Annotated in this window: 20 protein-coding genes; 10 read left to right on the top strand and 10 right to left on the bottom strand. The window is 67.9% G+C overall.

Annotated features, from left to right (window positions below):
- The 6 genes from ACZYZ5_RS15615 to fabF form a co-directional block, all read left to right on the top strand.
- Positions 1-1,763: transketolase-like TK C-terminal-containing protein (locus ACZYZ5_RS15615; RefSeq protein ID WP_463902874.1), on the top strand; the 1,763-nt coding region annotated here is incomplete at its 5' end.
- A 202-nt stretch (positions 1,764-1,965) separates the two neighbouring features.
- Positions 1,966-3,210 (top strand): PucR family transcriptional regulator, encoded by a 1,245-nt coding sequence (locus tag ACZYZ5_RS15610; protein ID WP_463902872.1) that lies wholly within the window; start codon positions 1,966-1,968, stop codon positions 3,208-3,210.
- A gap of 87 nt (positions 3,211-3,297) precedes the next feature.
- Positions 3,298-4,227, top strand: coding sequence for an ACP S-malonyltransferase (locus tag ACZYZ5_RS15605; protein WP_463902871.1), 930 nt, complete (start codon positions 3,298-3,300; stop codon positions 4,225-4,227).
- Complete coding sequence (locus ACZYZ5_RS15600; protein ID WP_463902870.1) at positions 4,224-5,285, top strand: beta-ketoacyl-ACP synthase III; 1,062 nt, start codon at positions 4,224-4,226, stop codon at positions 5,283-5,285. The genes ACZYZ5_RS15605 and ACZYZ5_RS15600 overlap by 4 nt, the downstream gene beginning before the upstream one ends.
- A 131-nt stretch (positions 5,286-5,416) precedes the next feature.
- Positions 5,417-5,662 (top strand): acyl carrier protein, encoded by a 246-nt coding sequence (locus ACZYZ5_RS15595; RefSeq protein WP_079554778.1) that lies wholly within the window; start codon positions 5,417-5,419, stop codon positions 5,660-5,662.
- A 157-nt stretch (positions 5,663-5,819) separates the two neighbouring features.
- On the top strand, positions 5,820-7,055 hold the full coding sequence (fabF, locus tag ACZYZ5_RS15590; protein ID WP_463902868.1) for a beta-ketoacyl-ACP synthase II: 1,236 nt from the start codon (positions 5,820-5,822) through the stop codon (positions 7,053-7,055).
- Positions 7,056-7,198: 143 nt separating this feature from the next.
- Here the strand turns inward: fabF and ACZYZ5_RS15585 are convergent, their stop codons facing one another.
- The 5 genes from ACZYZ5_RS15585 to ACZYZ5_RS15565 all read right to left on the bottom strand — a co-directional run bounded on the left by ACZYZ5_RS15585 (position 7,199) and on the right by ACZYZ5_RS15565 (position 12,205).
- A complete protein-coding gene (locus ACZYZ5_RS15585) occupies positions 7,199-7,702 on the bottom strand; it encodes a DUF3145 domain-containing protein (protein WP_463902866.1) in 504 nt (167 codons plus the stop codon).
- 300 nt (positions 7,703-8,002) lie between these two features.
- Positions 8,003-8,926: a tyrosine recombinase XerC gene (locus ACZYZ5_RS15580; RefSeq protein WP_463902864.1), complete on the bottom strand. Its 924-nt coding sequence runs from the start codon at positions 8,924-8,926 to the stop codon at positions 8,003-8,005.
- Positions 8,927-9,038: 112 nt separating this feature from the next.
- Complete coding sequence (dprA, locus tag ACZYZ5_RS15575; RefSeq protein ID WP_463902862.1) at positions 9,039-10,229, bottom strand: DNA-processing protein DprA; 1,191 nt, start codon at positions 10,227-10,229, stop codon at positions 9,039-9,041.
- A 71-nt stretch (positions 10,230-10,300) separates the two neighbouring features.
- Entirely contained in the window at positions 10,301-11,848 is a 1,548-nt protein-coding gene (locus ACZYZ5_RS15570; RefSeq protein ID WP_463902861.1) for a YifB family Mg chelatase-like AAA ATPase, read from the bottom strand.
- Positions 11,849-12,205, bottom strand: a complete 357-nt coding sequence (locus ACZYZ5_RS15565; protein WP_463902859.1) for a YraN family protein — start codon at positions 12,203-12,205, stop codon at positions 11,849-11,851.
- A 327-nt stretch (positions 12,206-12,532) separates the two neighbouring features.
- Here ACZYZ5_RS15565 and ACZYZ5_RS15560 point away from each other — a divergent pair, with 327 nt between their 5' ends.
- Together ACZYZ5_RS15560 and ACZYZ5_RS15555 are read left to right on the top strand one after the other, a co-directional pair.
- Entirely contained in the window at positions 12,533-13,120 is a 588-nt protein-coding gene (locus ACZYZ5_RS15560) for a hypothetical protein (protein WP_463902857.1), read from the top strand.
- 300 nt (positions 13,121-13,420) lie between these two features.
- Complete coding sequence (locus ACZYZ5_RS15555; protein ID WP_463902855.1) at positions 13,421-13,873, top strand: hypothetical protein; 453 nt, start codon at positions 13,421-13,423, stop codon at positions 13,871-13,873.
- Between the two features lie 172 nt (positions 13,874-14,045).
- Here the strand turns inward: ACZYZ5_RS15555 and ACZYZ5_RS15550 are convergent, their stop codons facing one another.
- Entirely contained in the window at positions 14,046-14,216 is a 171-nt protein-coding gene (locus ACZYZ5_RS15550) for a hypothetical protein (RefSeq protein WP_463902854.1), read from the bottom strand.
- Between the two features lie 392 nt (positions 14,217-14,608).
- Between ACZYZ5_RS15550 and ACZYZ5_RS15545 the strand changes: the two genes are divergently transcribed.
- Both ACZYZ5_RS15545 and ACZYZ5_RS15540 read left to right on the top strand, forming a co-directional pair.
- Positions 14,609-15,430, top strand: a complete 822-nt coding sequence (locus ACZYZ5_RS15545) for a sigma-70 family RNA polymerase sigma factor (RefSeq protein WP_463902852.1) — start codon at positions 14,609-14,611, stop codon at positions 15,428-15,430.
- 173 nt (positions 15,431-15,603) lie between these two features.
- A complete protein-coding gene (locus ACZYZ5_RS15540; RefSeq protein ID WP_463902850.1) occupies positions 15,604-15,963 on the top strand; it encodes a hypothetical protein in 360 nt (119 codons plus the stop codon).
- Between the two features lie 11 nt (positions 15,964-15,974).
- Here the strand turns inward: ACZYZ5_RS15540 and ACZYZ5_RS15535 are convergent, their stop codons facing one another.
- The 4 genes from ACZYZ5_RS15535 to lepB (ACZYZ5_RS15520) form a co-directional block, all read right to left on the bottom strand.
- The gene (locus ACZYZ5_RS15535) at positions 15,975-16,301 is read right to left on the bottom strand and encodes a DUF2469 domain-containing protein (protein ID WP_069952106.1); all 327 of its coding nucleotides are present in this window, start codon (positions 16,299-16,301) and stop codon (positions 15,975-15,977) included.
- Positions 16,302-16,397: 96 nt separating this feature from the next.
- On the bottom strand, positions 16,398-17,069 hold the full coding sequence (gene rnhB / locus ACZYZ5_RS15530; protein WP_463902848.1) for a ribonuclease HII: 672 nt from the start codon (positions 17,067-17,069) through the stop codon (positions 16,398-16,400).
- Positions 17,070-17,080: 11 nt separating this feature from the next.
- Complete coding sequence (lepB, locus tag ACZYZ5_RS15525) at positions 17,081-17,944, bottom strand: signal peptidase I (protein ID WP_463902846.1); 864 nt, start codon at positions 17,942-17,944, stop codon at positions 17,081-17,083.
- Positions 17,945-18,625, bottom strand: a complete 681-nt coding sequence (lepB, locus tag ACZYZ5_RS15520; RefSeq protein WP_463902845.1) for a signal peptidase I — start codon at positions 18,623-18,625, stop codon at positions 17,945-17,947.
- Between the last annotated feature and the right edge of the window lie 62 nt (positions 18,626-18,687).

Below are 18,687 nucleotides of genomic sequence, written 5' to 3'. Positions count from 1 at the left end.
CCGTCGACGGGGACTACCAGACCTACAAGGCCGAGTCCGGCGCGTTTGTCCGCGAGCACTTCTTCGGGCAGACCCCGCAGACCAAGGAAATGGTCCAGGACCTGACCGATGACCAGATCTGGAACCTCAAGCGCGGCGGCCACGACTACAACAAGGTCTACGCCGCGTACAAGGCCGCGACCGAGTTCACGGGCAAACCCACCGTCATCCTGGCCCACACGGTCAAGGGCTACGGCCTGGGCACGCACTTCGAGGGCCGCAACGCCACACACCAGATGAAGAAGCTCACCCTCGCGGACCTGAAGGCCTTCCGCGACCACCTGCGCATCCCCATCACCGACGACCAGCTCGAAGCGGACCTCTACCGGCCCCCGTACTACCACCCCGGCATGGACTCCCCCGAGATCCAGTACCTCATGGAACGCCGCCGCGCCCTCGGCGGATTCGTCCCCGAACGCCGCGCCAAGCACACCGACGTCACCCTGCCGGGCGACAAGGTCTACGAAGTCGCGAACCGCGGCTCCGGCAAGCAGCTGGCGGCCACCACCATGGCCTTCGTCCGCCTGCTCAAGGACCTCATGCGGGACAAGGAATTCGGCCAGCGGATCGTTCCGATCATCCCGGATGAGGCCCGCACCTTCGGCATGGACGCGTTCTTCCCGACGGCCAAGATCTACAACCCGAACGGTCAGAACTACCTGTCCGTGGACCGGGAGCTCGTCCTGGCCTACAAGGAGTCCATCTCCGGCCAGATCGTGCACGCCGGGATTAACGAGGCCGGTTCGGTGGCAGCCTTCACCGCCGCGGGCACGTCCTACTCCACGCACGGCGAACCGCTGATCCCGATCTACGTCTTCTACTCGATGTTCGGCTTCCAGCGCACCGGAGATTCCTTCTGGGCCGCCGCGGACCAGATGACCCGCGGGTTCATCATCGGCGCCACCGCCGGCCGCACCACCCTGACCGGCGAGGGCCTGCAGCACGCGGACGGGCACTCCCCGATCCTGGCCGCAACCAACCCGGCCGTCGTCACCTACGACCCGGCCTACGGCTATGAGATCGGCGTCATCATGCGCGACGGCCTCAACCGCATGTATGGTCCGGGCCTGGCGGACAACGACCCGTCGCGGAACGTGATGTACTACATCACCGTCTACAACGAGCCGATCTCCCAGCCGCCAGCACCGGCGGAACTCGACGTCGAGGGCATCATCAAGGGCATCTACCTGCTGGCGCCGGCCAAGATTGACGGCCCGCGCACGCAGATCCTGGCCTCCGGTGTGTCCGTGCCCTGGGCCCTGGAGGCCCAGCGGGTCCTCGCCGAGGACTGGGGCGTCTCCGCCGACGTCTGGTCCGTGACGTCCTGGACCGAGCTGCGCCGCGACGCCATGGCCGCCGAGGAAGAGGCGTTCCTCAACCCCGGCCAGCCCGCCCGCGTCCCGTTCGTCACCGAACAGCTCGCCGGCGCGACCGGCCCGATCGTGGCCGTCACCGACTACATGAAGGCGGTCCCGGACCAGATCCGCCAGTTCCTGCCGAACGAGTTCGCCTCGCTCGGCGCGGACGGCTTCGGCTTCTCCGACACCCGCGCCGCAGCGCGCCGCTTCTTCAAGAACGACATCCACTCCGTGGTTGTCCGTTCGCTGCAGATGCTGGCCCGCCGCGGCGAGGTGGATGCCCAGGCTCCGGCCCAGGCGATCGAGAAGTACCGCCTGCACAACGTCAACGCCGGCACCACCGGCAACGCGGGCGGCGACTCCTAGAGTCATCCCGGCGGATACGACGGCGGCCCCCACCGAAAGGCGGGGGCCGCCGTCGGCGTTTAATCGCCGGGACCGGTGTCCGGCGCCGGACACCGGTCAGCCCTCCGGGCCGCGCTGTGATCCAGCACTGTGATCCAGCACAAGGCGCCTTGTAGCCTTTGCACAAATGGAGCTTGGGCGGCAGGGCCCGTATGCTCGAAGCATGGCCGAGCCGATCACCACTCCCGCAAAACGCAAGCCCACGTCGAGGGCGATGCCTCCGGAGAAGGTTGAGACGCTCAAGAAACTCCGGGCGAGCGTCGGCCAGCTCTCCACGACGACTCTGCGCCAGCTCGAGAAATCCCTGCCGTGGTACAGCCGGCTGAACTCCGACGAGCGCTCGGCCCTGGGCATGGTGGCGCAGAACGGCATCGCCGCCTTCGTTACCTGGTACGAGCGCCCCAGCTCGCCGTCGTGGATCCTGTCCGACGTTTTCGGCACGGCCCCGACCGAGCTCACCCGCTCCATCAGCCTGCAGAAGGCCCTCCAGCTGATCCGGATCGTCGTGGAAGTGGTGGAGGACCAGGTGCCCGTGATCGCGCCGGAGGCGGACCAGGGCGCATTGCGCGAGGCCGTGCTGCGGTACTCCCGGGAGGTGGCGTTCGCCGCCGCCGACGTCTACGCCCGTGCTGCCGAAACCCGCGGTTCGTGGGACACCCGGCTGGAGGCGCTCATTGTGGACGCCATCCTGCGCGGCGAAAACACCGATGCCCTGCGGTCCCGGATTGCCGCCCTGGGCTGGAAGGCGCAGGAGCGCTTCACCGTTATGGTCGGCAATTCTCCGCCGGAACCGAACGCAAGCTACGTTAGCGAACTGCGCCGCACGGCCGGGCGGTTCGCCGAAGACGCCCTGGTCGGCATCCAGGGCGACCGGCTCATCCTTATCCTCGGCGGGGTCCACGACCGCGAAACCGCCTACCTGAAGCTTGCCGAGCTCTTCGCCCCGGGCCCGGTAGTCTACGGCGCCGAAGCGGGTTCACTGCTGGAGGCCAGCGGCTCCGCGCAGTCCGCGTTCGCCGGGCTGACCGCCGCCCGCGCCTGGCCCGCCGCGCCGCGCCCGGTCGCGGCCGATGACCTCCTGCCGGAGCGTGTCATCTCCGGTGACGACGCCGCCCGGCGCTCCCTAGTCAAGAACATCTACCGGCCCCTGCTCGCAGCCTCGAACGGCCTGGTGGAGACCCTCGGCACCTACCTCGAACTGGGCCATTCGCTCGAGGCCACGGCCCGCGAACTCTTCGTCCACGCCAACACCGTGCGCTACCGGCTCAAGCGCGTCTGTGACGTCACGGGCTGGGATCCGCTGCTGCCGCGGGAGGCCTTTGTGCTCCAGACGGCCCTCGTTGTCGGCCGTCTCGCGGCCCCGCCCAAGCCCGCCACGGAACGTCAGCCTTCGCGGAATAGCCCCTGAGAAGTTGTAGACTTCCTACAAAGTGACCCTGTGAGCTTGGTGCATCAATGCACCGATAATCTCGCCGTAGTTTGGAAAGCTGGATACGTGCTTGCAATCGTCTGCCCTGGACAGGGCTCCCAGACCCCTGGTTTTCTCGCCCCCTGGCTGGAGCTGCCTCCCGTCGCAGGCCATCTGGCCTCCCTCAGCGAAATCGCAGGCATCGATCTCACCGCCCACGGAACTACCTCCGATGAGGAGACCATCAAGGACACCGCGGTTGCGCAGCCGCTGATCGTGGCAGCCGGGCTGGTGGCCGCGACATCCCTCTTCGACGTCGAACTCGGTACCCTGCCGGTCATCCTCGCCGGCCACTCCGTCGGCGAAATCACGGCCTCCGCCCTGGCCGGTGTACTGACTGAAACCGATGCCATGACGTTCGTCCGCGAACGCGCCAACAGCATGGCGGCTGCCGCTGCGGCCACACCGACCGGGATGAGCGCCGTAGTCGGCGGCGACCCGGCCGAGGTCCTGGCCGCGATCGAGGCCTGCGGTGCCACGGCAGCCAACGTCAACGGCCCCGGCCAGACCGTCGCGGCAGGGACCCTGGAGCAGCTCAAGGCCCTCGCGGAGAACCCTCCGGCCAAGGCGCGGGTCATCCCGCTGAAGGTCGCCGGCGCATTCCACACCCAGCACATGTCCCCCGCCGTCGCGGCGCTGCAGGCCCTCCGGCCCACGCTGCACCCGCGGAATCCGCAGGTCCCCCTGCTGTCCAACTTCGACGGCGCGGAAGTCACCGATGGCGCCGCCGCCGTCGAAAGCCTGATCGCCCAGGTGTCCCGCCCGGTCCGCTGGGACCTCTGCATGGAATCGCTCGTCAAGCGCGGCGTGACCGGCGTGATTGAACTGGCTCCGGCCGGGACGCTTGCCGGACTCGCCAAGCGCGGCATGCCGGGTGTAAAGACCGTGACCGTCAAGACCCCGGATGACCTGTCCGCCGCCCTGGCCCTATTCGCAGAACTGGAAGGACAGGCATGAGCGTGCCCACGTTGAAGCAGGCCCCCCTGCACGAGAACACCCGCATCATGGGCGTCGGCGCATACCGGCCCGACGTGATCGTCACCAACGATGACGTCTGCCAGTGGATCGACTCCTCCGACGAGTGGATCCGCCAGCGCACCGGCATCGTCACCCGGCACCGCGCCCCCGCCGACATCAGCGTGATCGACATGGCCGAGGGCGCTGCCCGCGAGGCCCTGCAGAAGGCCGGCATTGAGGCCTCCCAGCTCGGCGCCGTCATTGTCTCCACCGTCACGCACCCTTACGCGACGCCGTCCGCCGCCGCGAGCCTCGCCGACCGCCTCGGCGCAACGCCGGCGCCGGCCTTTGACATCTCCGCCGCGTGCGCCGGGTACTGCTACGGCATCGCCCAGGCCGACGCGCTGGTCCGCTCAGGCGCGGCCGACTACGTCCTCGTGGTCGGTGCGGAAAAGCTTTCGGACGTCATCGACAACACCGAGCGCACCATCTCCTTCCTCCTCGGCGACGGCGCGGGCGCCGTGGTGATCGGCCCCTCCGACACTCCGGGGATCGGCCCGTCGGTGTGGGGCTCGGATGGCAGCAAGTGGGACGCGATCGGCATGACCGGCTCCATGCTGGACCTCCGCGAGCTCGCCACGGCGGGCAAGCAGGGCAGTGCCCTGAGCGCCGAAGAAGCCGCCGTCACCGGCGCGGCTGTTTGGCCGACACTGCGCCAGGACGGCCAGACGGTGTTCCGCTGGGCAGTCTGGGAGATGGCCAAGGTGGCCCAGCAGGCGCTGGACGCCGCCGGCATCAGCGCAGATGACCTCGCGGCCTTCATCCCGCACCAGGCGAACATGCGGATCATCGACGAGATGGCCAAGAAGCTGAAACTGCCCGAGACCGTCATCATCGCCCGGGACATCGCCGACGCCGGCAACACCTCCGCAGCGTCCATCCCCCTTGCCACCCACCGCCTGCTGCAGGAAAACCCGCAGCTCAGCGGCGGGCTTGCACTGCAGATCGGCTTCGGCGCCGGACTGGTTTTCGGTGCCCAAGTGATCGTGCTTCCATAGGCGCCCGTGTCTTCCCTGTCTTTCCCCAATCTTCAAACCCCACAACAAACCGAACCCTCGGTTTGAACCATTTCCGCCCGAAGCTGCCGGCACCCCGGCAGCCCACGGCAATAACAAGAAAAGGAGCCATCATGGCTAGCAACGAAGAGATCCTGGCCGGCCTGGCTGAAATCGTCAACGAAGAGACCGGCCTGGCCACCGAGGCTGTCGAAATGGACAAGTCCTTCACCGAGGACCTGGACATCGACTCCATCTCGATGATGACGATCGTCGTCAACGCCGAAGAGAAGTTCGGCGTGCGCATTCCGGACGAAGAGGTCAAGAACCTCAAGACCGTCGGCGACGCCGTCAGCTTCATTTCCAACGCACAGGCTTAATTTCGGCCCCGGCCGGTCCGGGGGCGCAACTGCACCCCCGGACCGCGCCTTGTGCAGCACCATCCAGTGCAACACCCAATATTTTTTTTCAAACGCAGGCCCCGGCAACCGTTCGCAAGTCCCGGATACGGCAGGCGCACCGACAGAGAGTGATCCCATGGCACGCAAAGTAGTCATTACCGGTCTGGGTGCCACCACACCCATCGGCGGCGATGTCCCCACAATGTGGAAGAACGCGCTGAAGGGCGTCTCCGGAGCGCATACGCTCGAGGACGACTGGGTGGCCAAGTACGAGCTGCCCGTCCACTTTGCCGCCCGCGCTTCCAACCCGGCGACCGAGGTCCTGAGCCGGGTCGAGGCCAAGCGCATGGACCCGTCCACGCAGTTCGCCGTTGTCGCCTCCCGCGAGGCCTGGGCCGACGCCGGAATCACCGAGGTTGACCACGACCGCCTGGCCGTGGCCTTCGCCACCGGCATCGGCGGCGTCTGGACCCTGCTGGACGCCTGGGACACCCTGCGCGAAAAGGGCCCCCGCCGAGTCCTGCCCATGACCGTGCCCATGCTGATGCCCAACGGCCCGGCTGCGGCCGTCAGCCTTGACCTGGGCGCCCGCGCCGGTGCCCACACCCCCGTCTCCGCCTGCGCGTCCGGCACCGAGGCCGTTCACATGGGCCTGGACCTGATCCGTTCCGGCAAGGCCGACGTCGTCGTCTGTGGCGGCGCCGAAGCCGCCATCCACCCGATGCCGATCGCCGCGTTCGCCTCCATGCAGGCACTCTCGCGCCGCAACGACGATCCCGAGCACGCCTCGCGCCCCTACGACCTTGGCCGCGACGGTTTTGTCATGGGCGAAGGCGCCGGCGCCCTGGTGCTGGAGGCCGAGGAGCATGCCCTGGCCCGCGGCGCCCGGATCTACGCCGAATTGGCCGGCACGTCGGTCACCGCCGACGCCTACCACATCACCGCCCCGGACCCGCAGGGCCTGGGCGCCACCCGGGCGCTGAAGGCTGCCATGTTCGACGGCCGGATCCAGCCGGAGGACGTGGTGCACGTCAACGCGCACGCCACCTCCACCCCGGTCGGCGACAAGCCCGAGTACGCGGCCCTGAAGGCCGCCCTGGGCAAACAGCTGGACAGCATCGCGGTCTCGGCCACCAAGTCGCAGATGGGGCACCTGCTGGGCGCCTCCGGTGCGGTGGAAGCCGTGCTGACCGTCATGGCCATCTACGACCGCAAGGCGCCGGTGACCATCAACCTCGAGAATCAGGATCCGGAGATCCCGCTCGACGTCGTCACGACAGCCCGTGACCTGCCGTCCGGCAGCATCGCTGCGCTGAGCAACTCCTTCGGCTTCGGCGGCCACAACGCCGTGATCGCGGTGCGGAGCATCTAGCTTCGACTGCCCTCGGCACGCCGGGACGACAGATGGCGGCAATGTTCTTTGTGAACATTGCCGCCATCGTTTGGGGCTGCTATGGAGTGTCTGCGGCGGGACCTGGCGGTGCGCCCGCCTTCGTGTACTTCCGGTCTGGTGTTTTAGCCGACCTGGTGGAGCCAGCGCACGGGTGCGCCCTCGGCGGCATGCCGGAAGGGCTCCAGTTCCTCATCCCAGGCCTCGCCGAGGGCCAGGGAGAGCTCATGGTAGACCGCGGAGGGGTCGCCGGCGCCGGATTCGTAGGCGTAGCGGATGCGGTCCTCGGAGACCATGATGTTGCCGTGCACGTCCGTGGCGGCGTGGAAAATACCCAGCTCCGGCGTGTGCGACCAGCGGCCACCATCCACGCCCTGGCTGGGCTCTTCCGTGACCTCATAGCGCAGGTGTGCCCAGCCTCGCAGGGCAGAAGCCAATTGAGCCCCCGTGCCCGGGATTCCGGTCCACGACAGCTCGGCCCGGAACATTCCGGGCGCAGCTGGCTGAGCAGTCCACTCAAGGTCAGTCCGCTTGTCCACAACAGAACCTATGGCCCACTCAACGTGGGGGCACAGGGCAGTTGGGGCCGAGTGAACGAACAACACACCGCGGGTCAGTGCAACAGACATTCCATCCTCCATAGCTGTAGGTACGTCTTCCCCAACGACCTCTGCCTGGATGTCTGTCTGTTGCGCGGGTCCGCCGTGAGACGGGTGGTCCTAGCCAGACTATTAAGCTATTGCCCGGTTCCTCGGTGGAACTTGATGCTCAAGAGCTTCAAGCAACACTTGAAAGTTGCCGGGCGTGACTCCTATTCTGCCGTACGCCTCCGCATTACGCCAGTGTGATTCGGCGCGTCTTCCCCGGCGCGCCGCGCCGCGTGCCGTATGGGGCCATTCCGCCGGCAGGCCCGGCCCGAACCGCCGGGCTCAGGCCCGGGGATGGGCCTGCTGGTAGCTCTGCCGGAGCCTCTCGACGGAGACATGGGTATAGATCTGGGTCGTGGCCAGACTGCTGTGGCCCAGGATTTCCTGCACCGCCCGGAGGTCGGCGCCGCCGTCGAGCAGGTGCGTGGCTGCGGAGTGCCGCAGGGCGTGCGGACCGGTGGCGGCGGTGTCCCCCAGGGCTTCCAACAGATCGTGGACGACGCTGCGGACCTGCCGTTGGTCCACGCGTTTGCCGCGGACACCGAGGAAGAGTGCCGGGCCGGAGGTGTCTGTGGCGAGTGCGGGCCGGCCCCGGCGCAGCCAGTCGTCGACGGCGAGCACAGCGGGCAGGCCGTAAGGCACCGTGCGTTCCTTGTTGCCCTTGCCGAGCACCCGCAGGGTCCTGCGGTCAGGATCGAGGTCGTCCACGTCGAGACCGGCCAGCTCGCCGACCCGGATCCCGGTGGCGTACAGCAGTTCCACCATGGCACGGTCCCGCAGCGGCAGCGGACCGCCCTCGGCGGCCGCGGATTCCGTGCCTTCGACGAGCCGGAGGACCTGCTGCTGATGGAGCACGCCGGGCAGGGATTTCTCCCGCTTCGGCGCCTTCAGCCGCAGTGCCGGGTCCGTGTCGATCAGTTCCTCGCGGATGGCCCAGGCCGTGAATGCCCTGGCGGTGGCCGAGCGGCGGGCCAGCGTGGCGCGGGACATCCCGGCTTCGCTCTGCGAGCCGAGCCAGCGCCGCAGGGTGCCGAGTTCCAGCCCGGGGAGGTCTTCCACCCCTTCGGAGGCCGCGTGCACCAGGAGGCTCCCGACGTCAGAGAGGTAAGCGCGCACCGTGTGGGTCGAACGCCCCCGTTCGGCTTCCAGATAGCGGCCGAAACCCTGGGCGGCCGTGGCGAGGGCGGCGGGGATCTGTTGTGTCACCCCCTCACTCTCGCAGGAATCGTCCGGTGATCAAGGAGCCCGACGGCGTGCCGCGGTCCGGTGCCGGCATGGGACGCGCCGCTGCCGGCCTCCGCCGGACGCCGGCGGCCGATCAGCCTGCCGTACCAGACCGCTTCCAGCCGCCGCGGTGCGATTCGGCCAGACCCAGCAGCCCGAGCCGGCCCAGGCCCGCCCGCACCGAATCCGCGCTCAGTCCCGCGACAACGGTGAGCTTTTCCACCGAGGTGGTGGAGCGCAGCGGCAGCGCATCCAGCAGAATGAGGTCCTCCAGGGTCAGCCCGTCCTGCACTGCCGCCCGGCCGGTCCTGGCCTCGGGCAGCGCTTCGCCGCTGGGCGAGGCAAGCTCCGCAATCTCCGCCGCATCAGTGACGCAGACCGCCCCGCCTTCCCGGAGCAGCCGGTGGCAACCGGCGGAATTGGCGCTGTGCACCGACCCGGGCACAGCGCAGACGGCCCTGCCCAGGGTTTCCGCGTGGTGCGCGGTGTTGAGCGCACCGGATCTCCATCTCGCCTCCACGACGACGGTGACGGATGCCAGCGCGGCGATCAGCCGGTTGCGCTGCAGGAACCTGTACCGCGTCGGCGCGGAACCCGGCGGGACCTCGGCCAGGACCGCGCCCTGGTTCGCGACGGTCCGCAGCAGCTCCTCGTTCCCGGAGGGGTAGAAACGGTCCACTCCCCCAGCCATCACGGCGATGGTGGGCATGCTGCCGGACGAGCCGCCGGCGAGGGCTGCCCGGTGCGCGTGCGCATCGATCCCATAGGCGCCGCCCGAGATGATGGTGAAACCCCGCTGTGCCAGCGAATATGCGAGGTCGCCAGTGACGGAGGCGCCATAGGAGGTGCTGTCCCTGGAACCTACCAGCGCGACGGACCTGGCGGTCGCCGGCAGCTGCTGTTCGATGCCGCGCCACCACAGACAGATCGGTTCCTGGAGTCCGAGGTCCGCCAGCTGTCGGGGCCATAGTTCGTCGGACGGGATAATCAGGCGACCGCCGAGCCGCTGCATTGTGGCGAGGTCCCGTGCCGGTGCCAGATCAGGGACCCGCGGTGCCCAGCGCTGCCGGGCTGTCGCCAGGCCCGTCCAGCCGCTGCCCGAGCTGTTCTCGTCCAGCAACCGGAAGATCTCCTGCTCCAGCTCGGCTCCGGCGGCCAGCTGACCGGTGGCGATCTTCAGCGCGTCCTCCGCCCCGGCGATGCGTACGAGTGCGAGGCCTGCAGCGTCCTGCGGCTCAAACAGCCGGGACAGCGCCGCGCGGGCCGTCCGTTCGCTCTCTGTCATGGTGGTCCTTTCGCAGGCTGGCGGTCAGTGATGGCGCCGCGCTCCTGCGGCGGCGTCGGCGGAACGTTCTGCTAGGCGGCGACGGCTGCCTGCCGGAGATTGAGGGCCAGTCCGATATCGTCCGGCTCCGGGACGCCCCGCAGGGCCAAGTCCGCCAGGGTCCACGCCAGGCGCAGGACGCGGTCGTAGCCGCGGGCCGTCAGCGCGCCGCGTTCCATGGCGTGGTCCAGGATCCGGGTGGTGGGGGCGCCGAGCCGCAGGGCGCCCCGCAGGACACGCCCCGGGACCTGGGCGTTGGTTTCCATACCGAAGGGAAGCAGCCGCTTGAGCTGGCGCTGCCGTGCAGCGTGGACGCGCGCCGCGATGGTGGCGGTGTCCTCCTCGGCCCCGCGCACGCCAAAGTCGGCCAGCGACACCCGCTCAACCTGCAGCTGGATATCGACCCTGTCCAGCAGCGGCCCGGACAGGCGGGCCAGATACCGCCGGCGCATTGTCGGGGTGCAGATGCAGTCGACGCCCTTGCCCGTGGCCTTGCCACAGGGGCACGGGTTGGCCGCGAGCACGAGCTGGAAGCGGGCAGGGTACGCCGCTGTTCCTGCCGCACGGTGCAGCACGAGCTCCCCGCTCTCCAGCGGCTGCCGGAGGGCATCCAGGACCCTCCGCTCGTATTCCGGGGCCTCGTCGAGGAACAGCACCCCGCGGTGGGCCCGGGATGCGGCCCCGGGCCTCGGCAGCCCTGAGCCCCCTCCGATGATGGCCGCGGCGGTGGCGGTGTGATGCGGGTTCTCGTACGGGGGCCTGCGCACGAGCTGAAGTGAGGCTGAGGTCAGCGAGCAGAGCGAATGGATGGCCGTCACTTCCATGGCCTCGGCGTCGCCGAGGTCCGGCAGGAGCCCGGGCAGCCGTTCGGCCAGCATCGTTTTGCCCGCGCCCGGAGGGCCTGTCAGCAGCAGGTGGTGGGCGCCGGCGGCGGCGACTTCCAGCGCCCGCCGGGCGTCCCCCTGCCCGGAGACGTCGCGCATGTCCGGCGGCGAATAGGGCAACGTCTCAGCTCCGTCCTCCGGTTCGCCCGGGTCGGGGGCGGGGTCGAATTCGAGGGCCAGATCCCGCGGATCGGCGCCGAAATCGAAGGCCAGGCGGGCCAGAGTGGTGTAGCCCTGCACGCGGGCGCCGGGCACGAGTGCGGCTTCGGCGGCGTTGGCCTGCGCCACGACGACGTCGGCGTAGCCTGCCCGTACCGCGGCCATGACGGCGGGGAGGACGCCGCGGACCGGCCGCAGCCTGCCGTCCAGGCCCAGTTCGGCGATGAAGACTGTCCGGCCGGTGGACCGGACATCGTTGGAGGCCAGCAGCGCGGCCATGGCGATGGCCAGGTCGAAGCCGGAGCCGCGCTTGGGCAACGACGCCGGGATGAGGTTGGCCGTGATCTTCCGGCGACTGAGCGGTATCCCCGAGTTCTGGGCGGCCGAGCGGATCCGTTCCTTGGCCTCGTTGAGCGAAGCATCGGGAAGTCCCAGAATGATGAACGCCGGCAGCGTCTGGCCGATGTCGGCCTCCACTTCGACGATGTAGCCGTTCAGGCCGACGAGGGCTACCGCGTAGGTCCGGCCGAGTGCCACCTACCCCACCCCTTTGAGGTGCTCCACGGCGGGGACGCCGACCCCGTCGTCGAGCACGGCGATCACATCGACCCGGCGCAGCGGCATCCGGAGTTCATGGTCGCGGCACCACGCGGAGGCCAGCCGGTGAAGCCGGGCCAGCTTGTCCACACCGACGGCCTCGAACGGATGCCCGTACGCGAGGGACCTGCGCGTTTTCACTTCGGCGATGACCAGCGTGTCGCCGTCGAGCGCGACAATGTCGATCTCGCCCTCGGGGCAGCGCCAGTTGCGGTCCACGATCCGCATGCCCTGGGCCTTGAGATATCCGGCCGCGAGTTCCTCCCCGCGCCGGCCCAGCACGTCCTTTGCTCTCATGGAACCAGCGTGTTCCCGAACGGGGCAACGGCACAGGAGCTGACGGGCCTATGTGGGTAACTTCCGGAAGTTGGCACGGGACGCGGCATCATCGACCCGCTCCGCATTTATCGAGGCTGCGATCCGCACAACCGCCCCAGATCAGCAATGCTAGTCATCCACGGCACGTGCCTGATCAACGACGCCGAGGCAGGGTCACGGCACTATCGCGCGGACCGGGATCGTCCGACCGGACACCGCGAACGCGACTCCGTGGAATCTGACGGTGTCATTTTTTCGTTGCTTGACGACTAGCGTAAGACGCCTCGCTCGGTTTACCGTGGGTACATGAATTCGACTCTCGCCCTAAACGACTTGCAGAGCCAAGCTGTGAGCTCGCTGCGGCGCTATTACACGGTCGCAGACAACGAGCGGACCGAGACACTCCGCGAGACCGCCCGCGCCTTCATATCGGCGCGCGAGCACTTCTTCACCCGCGAGGGAACTCCAGACTGGCTGGGCCGGACCTATGCTTACCGCAGTTGGGTCCGCGAGGTCATGAGTCAGGCGAACGTCCCCGGCGGCGACCTCTCGACGATCCAGGCGGCCATTCGCTATCACACCGGAAACGTCCTTCGCGATCGCCTGGATGACGACGCCCTGGAAGAGCTCGGTCTCCGCTCGGCGAGCCCCCGCGAGCGGTCCGTCGAGAAGCGCGAGCGCAACAGCGAAACTCTTGCCCTCTTCGGCGCCGGAGCACCGATCTCCGACCCCGAGGTCGTCGAGTCTGCCGCCGCCCTGGTTGGGACGTTCATCCGCCGGATTGCCATGGATGACCTCGCCGCGAAGGACCGCAAGCGGATCGCCGTGGCCCTTCGCGATATGTGTGAACGCGCCAGCCTCGTCGCAGACGAGGCGGAGCGCCGGCGAAGGTAGGCTTTTGAAGGACGGAGCGACGCATCGAACGTGATTTGCGTCCCTTTGCCACCATCAACTCTCCGGCCCCCCTGACTGAGCAGACAGACCCTCCCTGGCCCCCTTCCTCTTTGTCCATCTCAACGACATAGAGGCCTGCCGGCACCGGCCCCCTCCGCCCACGACGAAAAAGGCCGGCATCCACCCTGCTACGGGCCGAAGCGTAGAACGCCTCGCGCAAGGGAGGACTAATAATCTCCTGTCTCGCCGATGCCTTCGGCATCCCGACAATTGGCTATTGCTCAGAAGGAGCCCTGCGACATGATCCACGGCGACCCAGACGACATCCTCTGGCTGGCAGGGCTCCTGGAAGGTGAAGGCACCTTCGACGCCCATCGCGGCAAGTACCCCCGTATCCGCCTTGCAATGACCGACCGCGACGTGGTCGGGCGTGCGGCGTCCCTCATGGAGACGACACTCCGCTTGTCCCTTCACCCCGCGCCGGTCAAGGCCACTTGGCACTCCGAAATCTCCGGCCCCCGGGCCGCCGAAATCATGCGGGAAATCCTTCCCCATATGGGCGCCCGCCGCTCGGCGAAGATTGCCGAGGTTCTCGGCGTCGTCGCCTTTCCCGCTCAGGCCGCGGCCTCGAAGCCGGGAGCCTCTACTCCTGGCCCCCGCGTTACCCGGCCCGCCTACTCCCCCATGCGGCCCGACCTGGGCGGCGTTGAGAAGCAGCAGGTCACGGGAGGGGTCTGGCGTGGCCCTCGTTGAGGAATTCGCGGGTTCGCCGGCAGTGGCTGTGCGGTTGCAACCGTCGAGACTTTCGCTCGGCTCCCGTGAGGCTTCGTCCAGCGGATCACTGCCTGGAAACACGCTCCCCGGAACATCTACGATCTTCATGCCGACGAGACCGCGCTGACGCCGGGGAGCCGCCTCCCGGGCCCTAGGACGGTGCCCAGTCCCTCACATAGGAGCCGTCCGTGAAGACGGCGATCCAGTGGCCGGGAGCTTCGGGGATGGGGAGGACGACGTACCCTTCTGGAACCTTCCCCAGCAAAGAATCGTCATCCTCCCCGCACTCGCGAGACGGCTCCGGCCCTATCATTTCACTCATCGGCGATACCCCCCAGGCGTACCGATATTTCTTGCGTGAGGCGCCCCACTGCTTGAGTCCTCGGCGCAAGTCTAGGCCAGAAGCAGCGCGAGCACTAGGGCCGGAGCCGGCCCCTTCCTCTTCGGAACCTTCCCTAACATCCGTCGCGCCTCGTGCCGACCTGCATCGCGGGAGCTCCGGTTGAGGGCCCGGCCGCCCGCCGGCAGGCCTGGAGCCTGTCCGCCCCGCCCTCCGTCAAATGGAAACTGTTACCGAGCGCCGAAGGTTACGGCTCGGTAACCGTTCAGTTTTCTATACACGCGAGGCGCCTCGCGCAAGTATCTTTTCCAGTAAAGCCAACCATCAGAGCGCCCGTCGCATAAGGCGCCTCGCGCCAGAACAGGAAACGAGAAATGTTGAACTTCGACAAGGCCCTCTCCGACATCTTCGACCGCCGCGTGACGACCGGCAGGCTTCCCCTCATGAAGGAACGTGAGGCAATTCACGCGGCCAAGCGCGGCGACGAGGCGGCTACGCTGCAGCTCCTTCACGCCTACGCCTACGCACTTCGCAAGGCCTCCGGCGTGTACCGTCACGCCGGCGGCGCCTGGGCCGACGGCCCCGGGAAGTCCGGCCTCGGGGCAGACCTCCGCATGGCCGCCGTCGAGGGATTCCTGGAAGCTCTCTACGCCTTCGACCTGGACGGCGCACACTCCAGGCTCGCCGCCACCGTCGAGGGCTACGTCGCTAACTCCATGGGTACGGCTGTCGTCGCTCCGGTTGCCATGAGCGTGCCCGAGCGGACCCTGAAGCGCTTCTACTCAATCCTCCGCAAGGCCGACGGCGACCCCATCAAAGGCGCCGCGCTGGCTCCCCGGTACAGCATGACCGCAGAGACCTTCGGCTCCGTCCTTACGGCCGTCCGCAGCACTCAGTCCCTCGACGGCCCGGGCGACGACGCCGATGGCCCCAGCGATTACCCCAACCGACTTGACGTCCCCGCCTGCGGCCGGGACTACTGCGACGACGTCGAGGATATGCTCCTCGTCGAAGCCGCCTTCGCCGCTGTAGACGACCTGGAAGAGGACGTCTGCCGCCTCGCCTTCGGGTTCTCCGATTACGATCCGATCCCCGACTCCGAAGTCGGACACCGCCTCGGACTCTCGCGCCCGAAGGTCCAGCGCGTCCGTGCTTCCGCCCTCGGCAAAATGCGCAATGCTATCGGCGTCGCGTGAGGCGCTTCTCGTGACGGGGCCTGAGTCGAGCGTGCCACCTCCGTCGACGCCTGGAGATGAAAGACGACCCGGCCGGCACAAATTGTCGCGGCCCGGTCGTAACCTGCAAATGCCCGGCACCTACCTGGCCGCCGGCGAACATCATCAGTTGTTCCAGGACAAGGAGAACGAACATGACCACGAAGTCAGCATGTGAGCCGTGGTGCGATGAGCACAATGGCGCCGGAGGCGAGTGCCTCACCCTGCGGTGCCTGTACTCGTACTGTGAGCATCACTCATGGCCATCCGGCAACCCTGAATTCGCGGCCTCGGCCTCGCAGTTCAAGGCTCTGGCCGGCTTCCCGGATCAGGTCAACTCAATTTTCATCGAGGTGAGCTACGTCCCGGCAGAGGAGGACCGCCCGGAGATGGTTCTTCGCTTTCGGGACATCGGCAAGGACGCGGATTCGGCCACTCTCAGCATGACAACACTCGGTCTCCGGCAACTGCACACCAGCATTGGTGAGTTTCTGCAGGAGCTCGAACAGGCCTAGGGTTCCCGGGGTCAGTTCCCGAGGTCGCCGGCCTTGGGCAGGGCAAGTTCCTCGCTGCGCGGAAGCTCTTCGACGTTGACGTCCTTGAAGGTGATCACGCGGACGCTCTTGACGAAACGGGCGGAGCGGTAGACGTCCCAGACCCAGGCGTCCTGCAGCGTCAGGTCGAAGTAAACCTCGCCGTCGGCGCTGCGGGCCTGCAGGTCAACGTGGTTGGCCAGATAGAAACGCCGTTCGGTCTCGACCACGTAGCTGAACAGCCCGACAACGTCGCGGTATTCGCGGTAGAGCTGCAGCTCCATGTCGGTCTCATAGTTTTCAAGGTCCTCGGCACTCATGGTTCCATCTTGCACCATCCGGCGAGCCCCGCGCGCCACAGTCCGTCCCGCGCCACCGCCGGTGCCGTTGACGTCGGGCCGGGAGCGGTCCTGGCGTCAGTCCGTGAGCAGCTGCCAGCTCACGCGGTGATAGGGCGTGGGCCCGGCGGCGCGGAGCGCTTCCTTGTGCGTGGCCGTGCCGTAGCCCTTGTTCTCGTCCCAGCCGAAGGCGGGGTATTCGTGGTGCAGTTCGCGCATCATGCCGTCGCGCTCCACCTTGGCCAGTATGGACGCCGCGGCGACGCTCAGGCATTGCATGTCGGCCTTGACCAGCGTGTGCACCGGCGCGTCGCAGCCGGGCTCCGCCGGGCCGTCGTCGAACAGGGACGGCTGGGTTTCGGGCGAAAGCCAGTTGTGGCTGCCGTCCAGCAGCACGACGTCCGGGATCACCCCGGCCGCGAGTACCGCAAGCCAGGCGCGGGTTCCGGCGAGCCGGAGCGCGGCGATGATGCCGAGGGCGTCGATCTCATTCGAGGAGGCATGCCCGACGGCGGAGGCCACACTCCAGCTCCGGACCAGCGGCACCAGGCGTTCGCGGTCCGCCACTTTGAGCAGCTTGCTGTCGCGCACATCGGCGAGCAGCTTCTGCCCCTGGAGGTCCACAACGGCGATTCCCACACTAACGGGCCCCGCCAGGGCGCCGCGGCCCACCTCGTCGACGCCGGCAAGCAGCCGGGCGCCGGAGCTGCGGAAGCGCCGTTCGTAGTCGAGCGTGGGGGCCTCGGACATGATGTCAGCCGCTACTTTCCGGCCGGGTCGGGCACGTCGCGGAAGACGTCCGGGTAGTTGTCGAGGGCGGTGATGCGGTTCAGCGGCCAGGCAATGACCGCGGCCTTGCCCTCGACGTCGGCGATGTCGACGAAGCCGCCGTTGCTGTCCGTATGGGCGCGCGAATCGGCGGAATGATTCCGGTTGTCACCCATCACCCAGATCTTCCCCTCGGGGACCACAACGTCGAATTCACGTACCTGGGGCACTTCGGCGGGGTTGATGTAGGGCTCGTCCACGGGTGTGCCGTTGACCATGAGCCTGCCGCCGGCATCGCAGCAGGCCACCCGGTCCCCCGGCAGGCCCACGACGCGCTTGACGAGGTGCTGCTCCGAGTTATCCGGCAGCAGGCCGATGAAGGTCAGCCCGTCCTGGACCCAGGTGAAGGGACCAGCTTCCTTCTCGGCCATGGGAACCAGCCAGCCCTGGGTGTCCCTGAACACAACGACGTCGCCGTGCTCCAGGGCGAACGGCTCCGGGACCAGGAGGTTCACGAAGATACGGTCGTTCACGTCCAGGGTGTTGACCATGGACTCCGAGGGGATGTAGAACGCCCGGAACAGGAAGGTTTTGATCAGGAAGGACAGCACGATGGCGACCAGCACCACGGTGGCCACTTCCTTCGCCCAGAGGAACAGCGGGCTGTGCCGCTGCCGGGACGCCGCCCGGCGCGCACGCTTGGACGCGGTTCCCGCATGGGCCGGACCGTCCGCGGACCCGCGATCCGCGCGGACGTCAGGCACAGCCGGGTGCTCCGCGGCGGGGACCGCTGAGGAGGCAACCCGGGGCTGGTCCTGCCCCTGCGGATCTGGAGTCCGGGGTCCGGTCTCGGGCATCTACTGTCCGTTCTTCGCTGTTGTTGTGGCGGCCTCCGCGGGCCGTCCCACTGCTGTAAATCTATCAATCGGCCAGATGATCTGGACCGGTCTGCCGATCACCCGTTCCAGCGGCACCATACCTCCGCCGGGGGCGCCGAGGAGACTGCGCGAATCGGCCGAGAGTGCGCGGTGGTCCCCCATCAGCCAGAGCCGTCCGGCGGGCACGATCACGCTGAATGTCAGCTCGCTCGGGGCGTCACCCTCAAAGAGATAGGGTTCCGCAACTTGCTGGCCGTTGACTGTGAGCCTGCCGTCGGCGTCGCAGCAGACCACGTGGTCACCGGGGAGCCCGATGACGCGTTTGATGTAGGTGGTGTCGCCGCCGGTGAGTCCGACCCAGTGCCCGACGCCGCCGAGAAAGTCCAGGACGGGACCGTTGCCGCTGTCCAGCGGGGCGAAGGAGCCGCGGCCGTCGAAGACAACCACGTCGCCCCGGCCCACCGGCTCGGCGCGAAAGTCGGTGCGCGAGACGAGGATCCTGTCGCCCTCGCGGAACATCGGCTCCATCGAAGCGGAGGGGATGTAGAAGACATCAAGCCACAATGAGCGGATCAATCCGCTGATGACCACGGCCAGCACGACGGCCAGGAACACAAAACGCCAGCCAAGTTTCCTGGGCTGGCGTTTTGTGTGTTCCATGATCCGTATCCTCTAACGCTTTTCTCAACTGAACAGCGCTGTTGCGGATGCTCCGGCGCTGG

It is taken from the genome of Pseudarthrobacter ribosi, assembly GCF_055412865.1.
The sequence above is the reverse complement of the archived record's forward strand: the minus strand, read 5'-3'. Positions and strand labels throughout refer to the sequence as shown.

Bases quoted from the DNA above. Each gene is read 5' to 3' on its own strand.
- ACZYZ5_RS15610 (WP_463902872.1), top strand. From the start codon at position 1,966: ATGGCCGAGCCGATCACCACTCCCGCAAAACGCAAGCCCACGTCGAGG.
- ACZYZ5_RS15600 (WP_463902870.1), top strand. From the start codon at position 4,224: ATGAGCGTGCCCACGTTGAAGCAGGCCCCCCTGCACGAGAACACCCGC.
- ACZYZ5_RS15595 (WP_079554778.1), top strand. From the start codon at position 5,417: ATGGCTAGCAACGAAGAGATCCTGGCCGGCCTGGCTGAAATCGTCAAC.
- fabF (WP_463902868.1), top strand. From the start codon at position 5,820: ATGGCACGCAAAGTAGTCATTACCGGTCTGGGTGCCACCACACCCATC.
- ACZYZ5_RS15585 (WP_463902866.1), bottom strand. From the start codon at position 7,702: ATGTCTGTTGCACTGACCCGCGGTGTGTTGTTCGTTCACTCGGCCCCA.
- dprA (WP_463902862.1), bottom strand. From the start codon at position 10,229: ATGACAGAGAGCGAACGGACGGCCCGCGCGGCGCTGTCCCGGCTGTTT.
- ACZYZ5_RS15565 (WP_463902859.1), bottom strand. From the start codon at position 12,205: ATGAGAGCAAAGGACGTGCTGGGCCGGCGCGGGGAGGAACTCGCGGCC.
- ACZYZ5_RS15560 (WP_463902857.1), top strand. From the start codon at position 12,533: ATGAATTCGACTCTCGCCCTAAACGACTTGCAGAGCCAAGCTGTGAGC.
- ACZYZ5_RS15555 (WP_463902855.1), top strand. From the start codon at position 13,421: ATGATCCACGGCGACCCAGACGACATCCTCTGGCTGGCAGGGCTCCTG.
- ACZYZ5_RS15550 (WP_463902854.1), bottom strand. From the start codon at position 14,216: ATGAGTGAAATGATAGGGCCGGAGCCGTCTCGCGAGTGCGGGGAGGAT.
- ACZYZ5_RS15545 (WP_463902852.1), top strand. From the start codon at position 14,609: ATGTTGAACTTCGACAAGGCCCTCTCCGACATCTTCGACCGCCGCGTG.
- ACZYZ5_RS15540 (WP_463902850.1), top strand. From the start codon at position 15,604: ATGACCACGAAGTCAGCATGTGAGCCGTGGTGCGATGAGCACAATGGC.
- ACZYZ5_RS15535 (WP_069952106.1), bottom strand. From the start codon at position 16,301: ATGAGTGCCGAGGACCTTGAAAACTATGAGACCGACATGGAGCTGCAG.
- rnhB (WP_463902848.1), bottom strand. From the start codon at position 17,069: ATGTCCGAGGCCCCCACGCTCGACTACGAACGGCGCTTCCGCAGCTCC.
- lepB (WP_463902846.1), bottom strand. From the start codon at position 17,944: ATGCCCGAGACCGGACCCCGGACTCCAGATCCGCAGGGGCAGGACCAG.
- lepB (WP_463902845.1), bottom strand. From the start codon at position 18,625: ATGGAACACACAAAACGCCAGCCCAGGAAACTTGGCTGGCGTTTTGTG.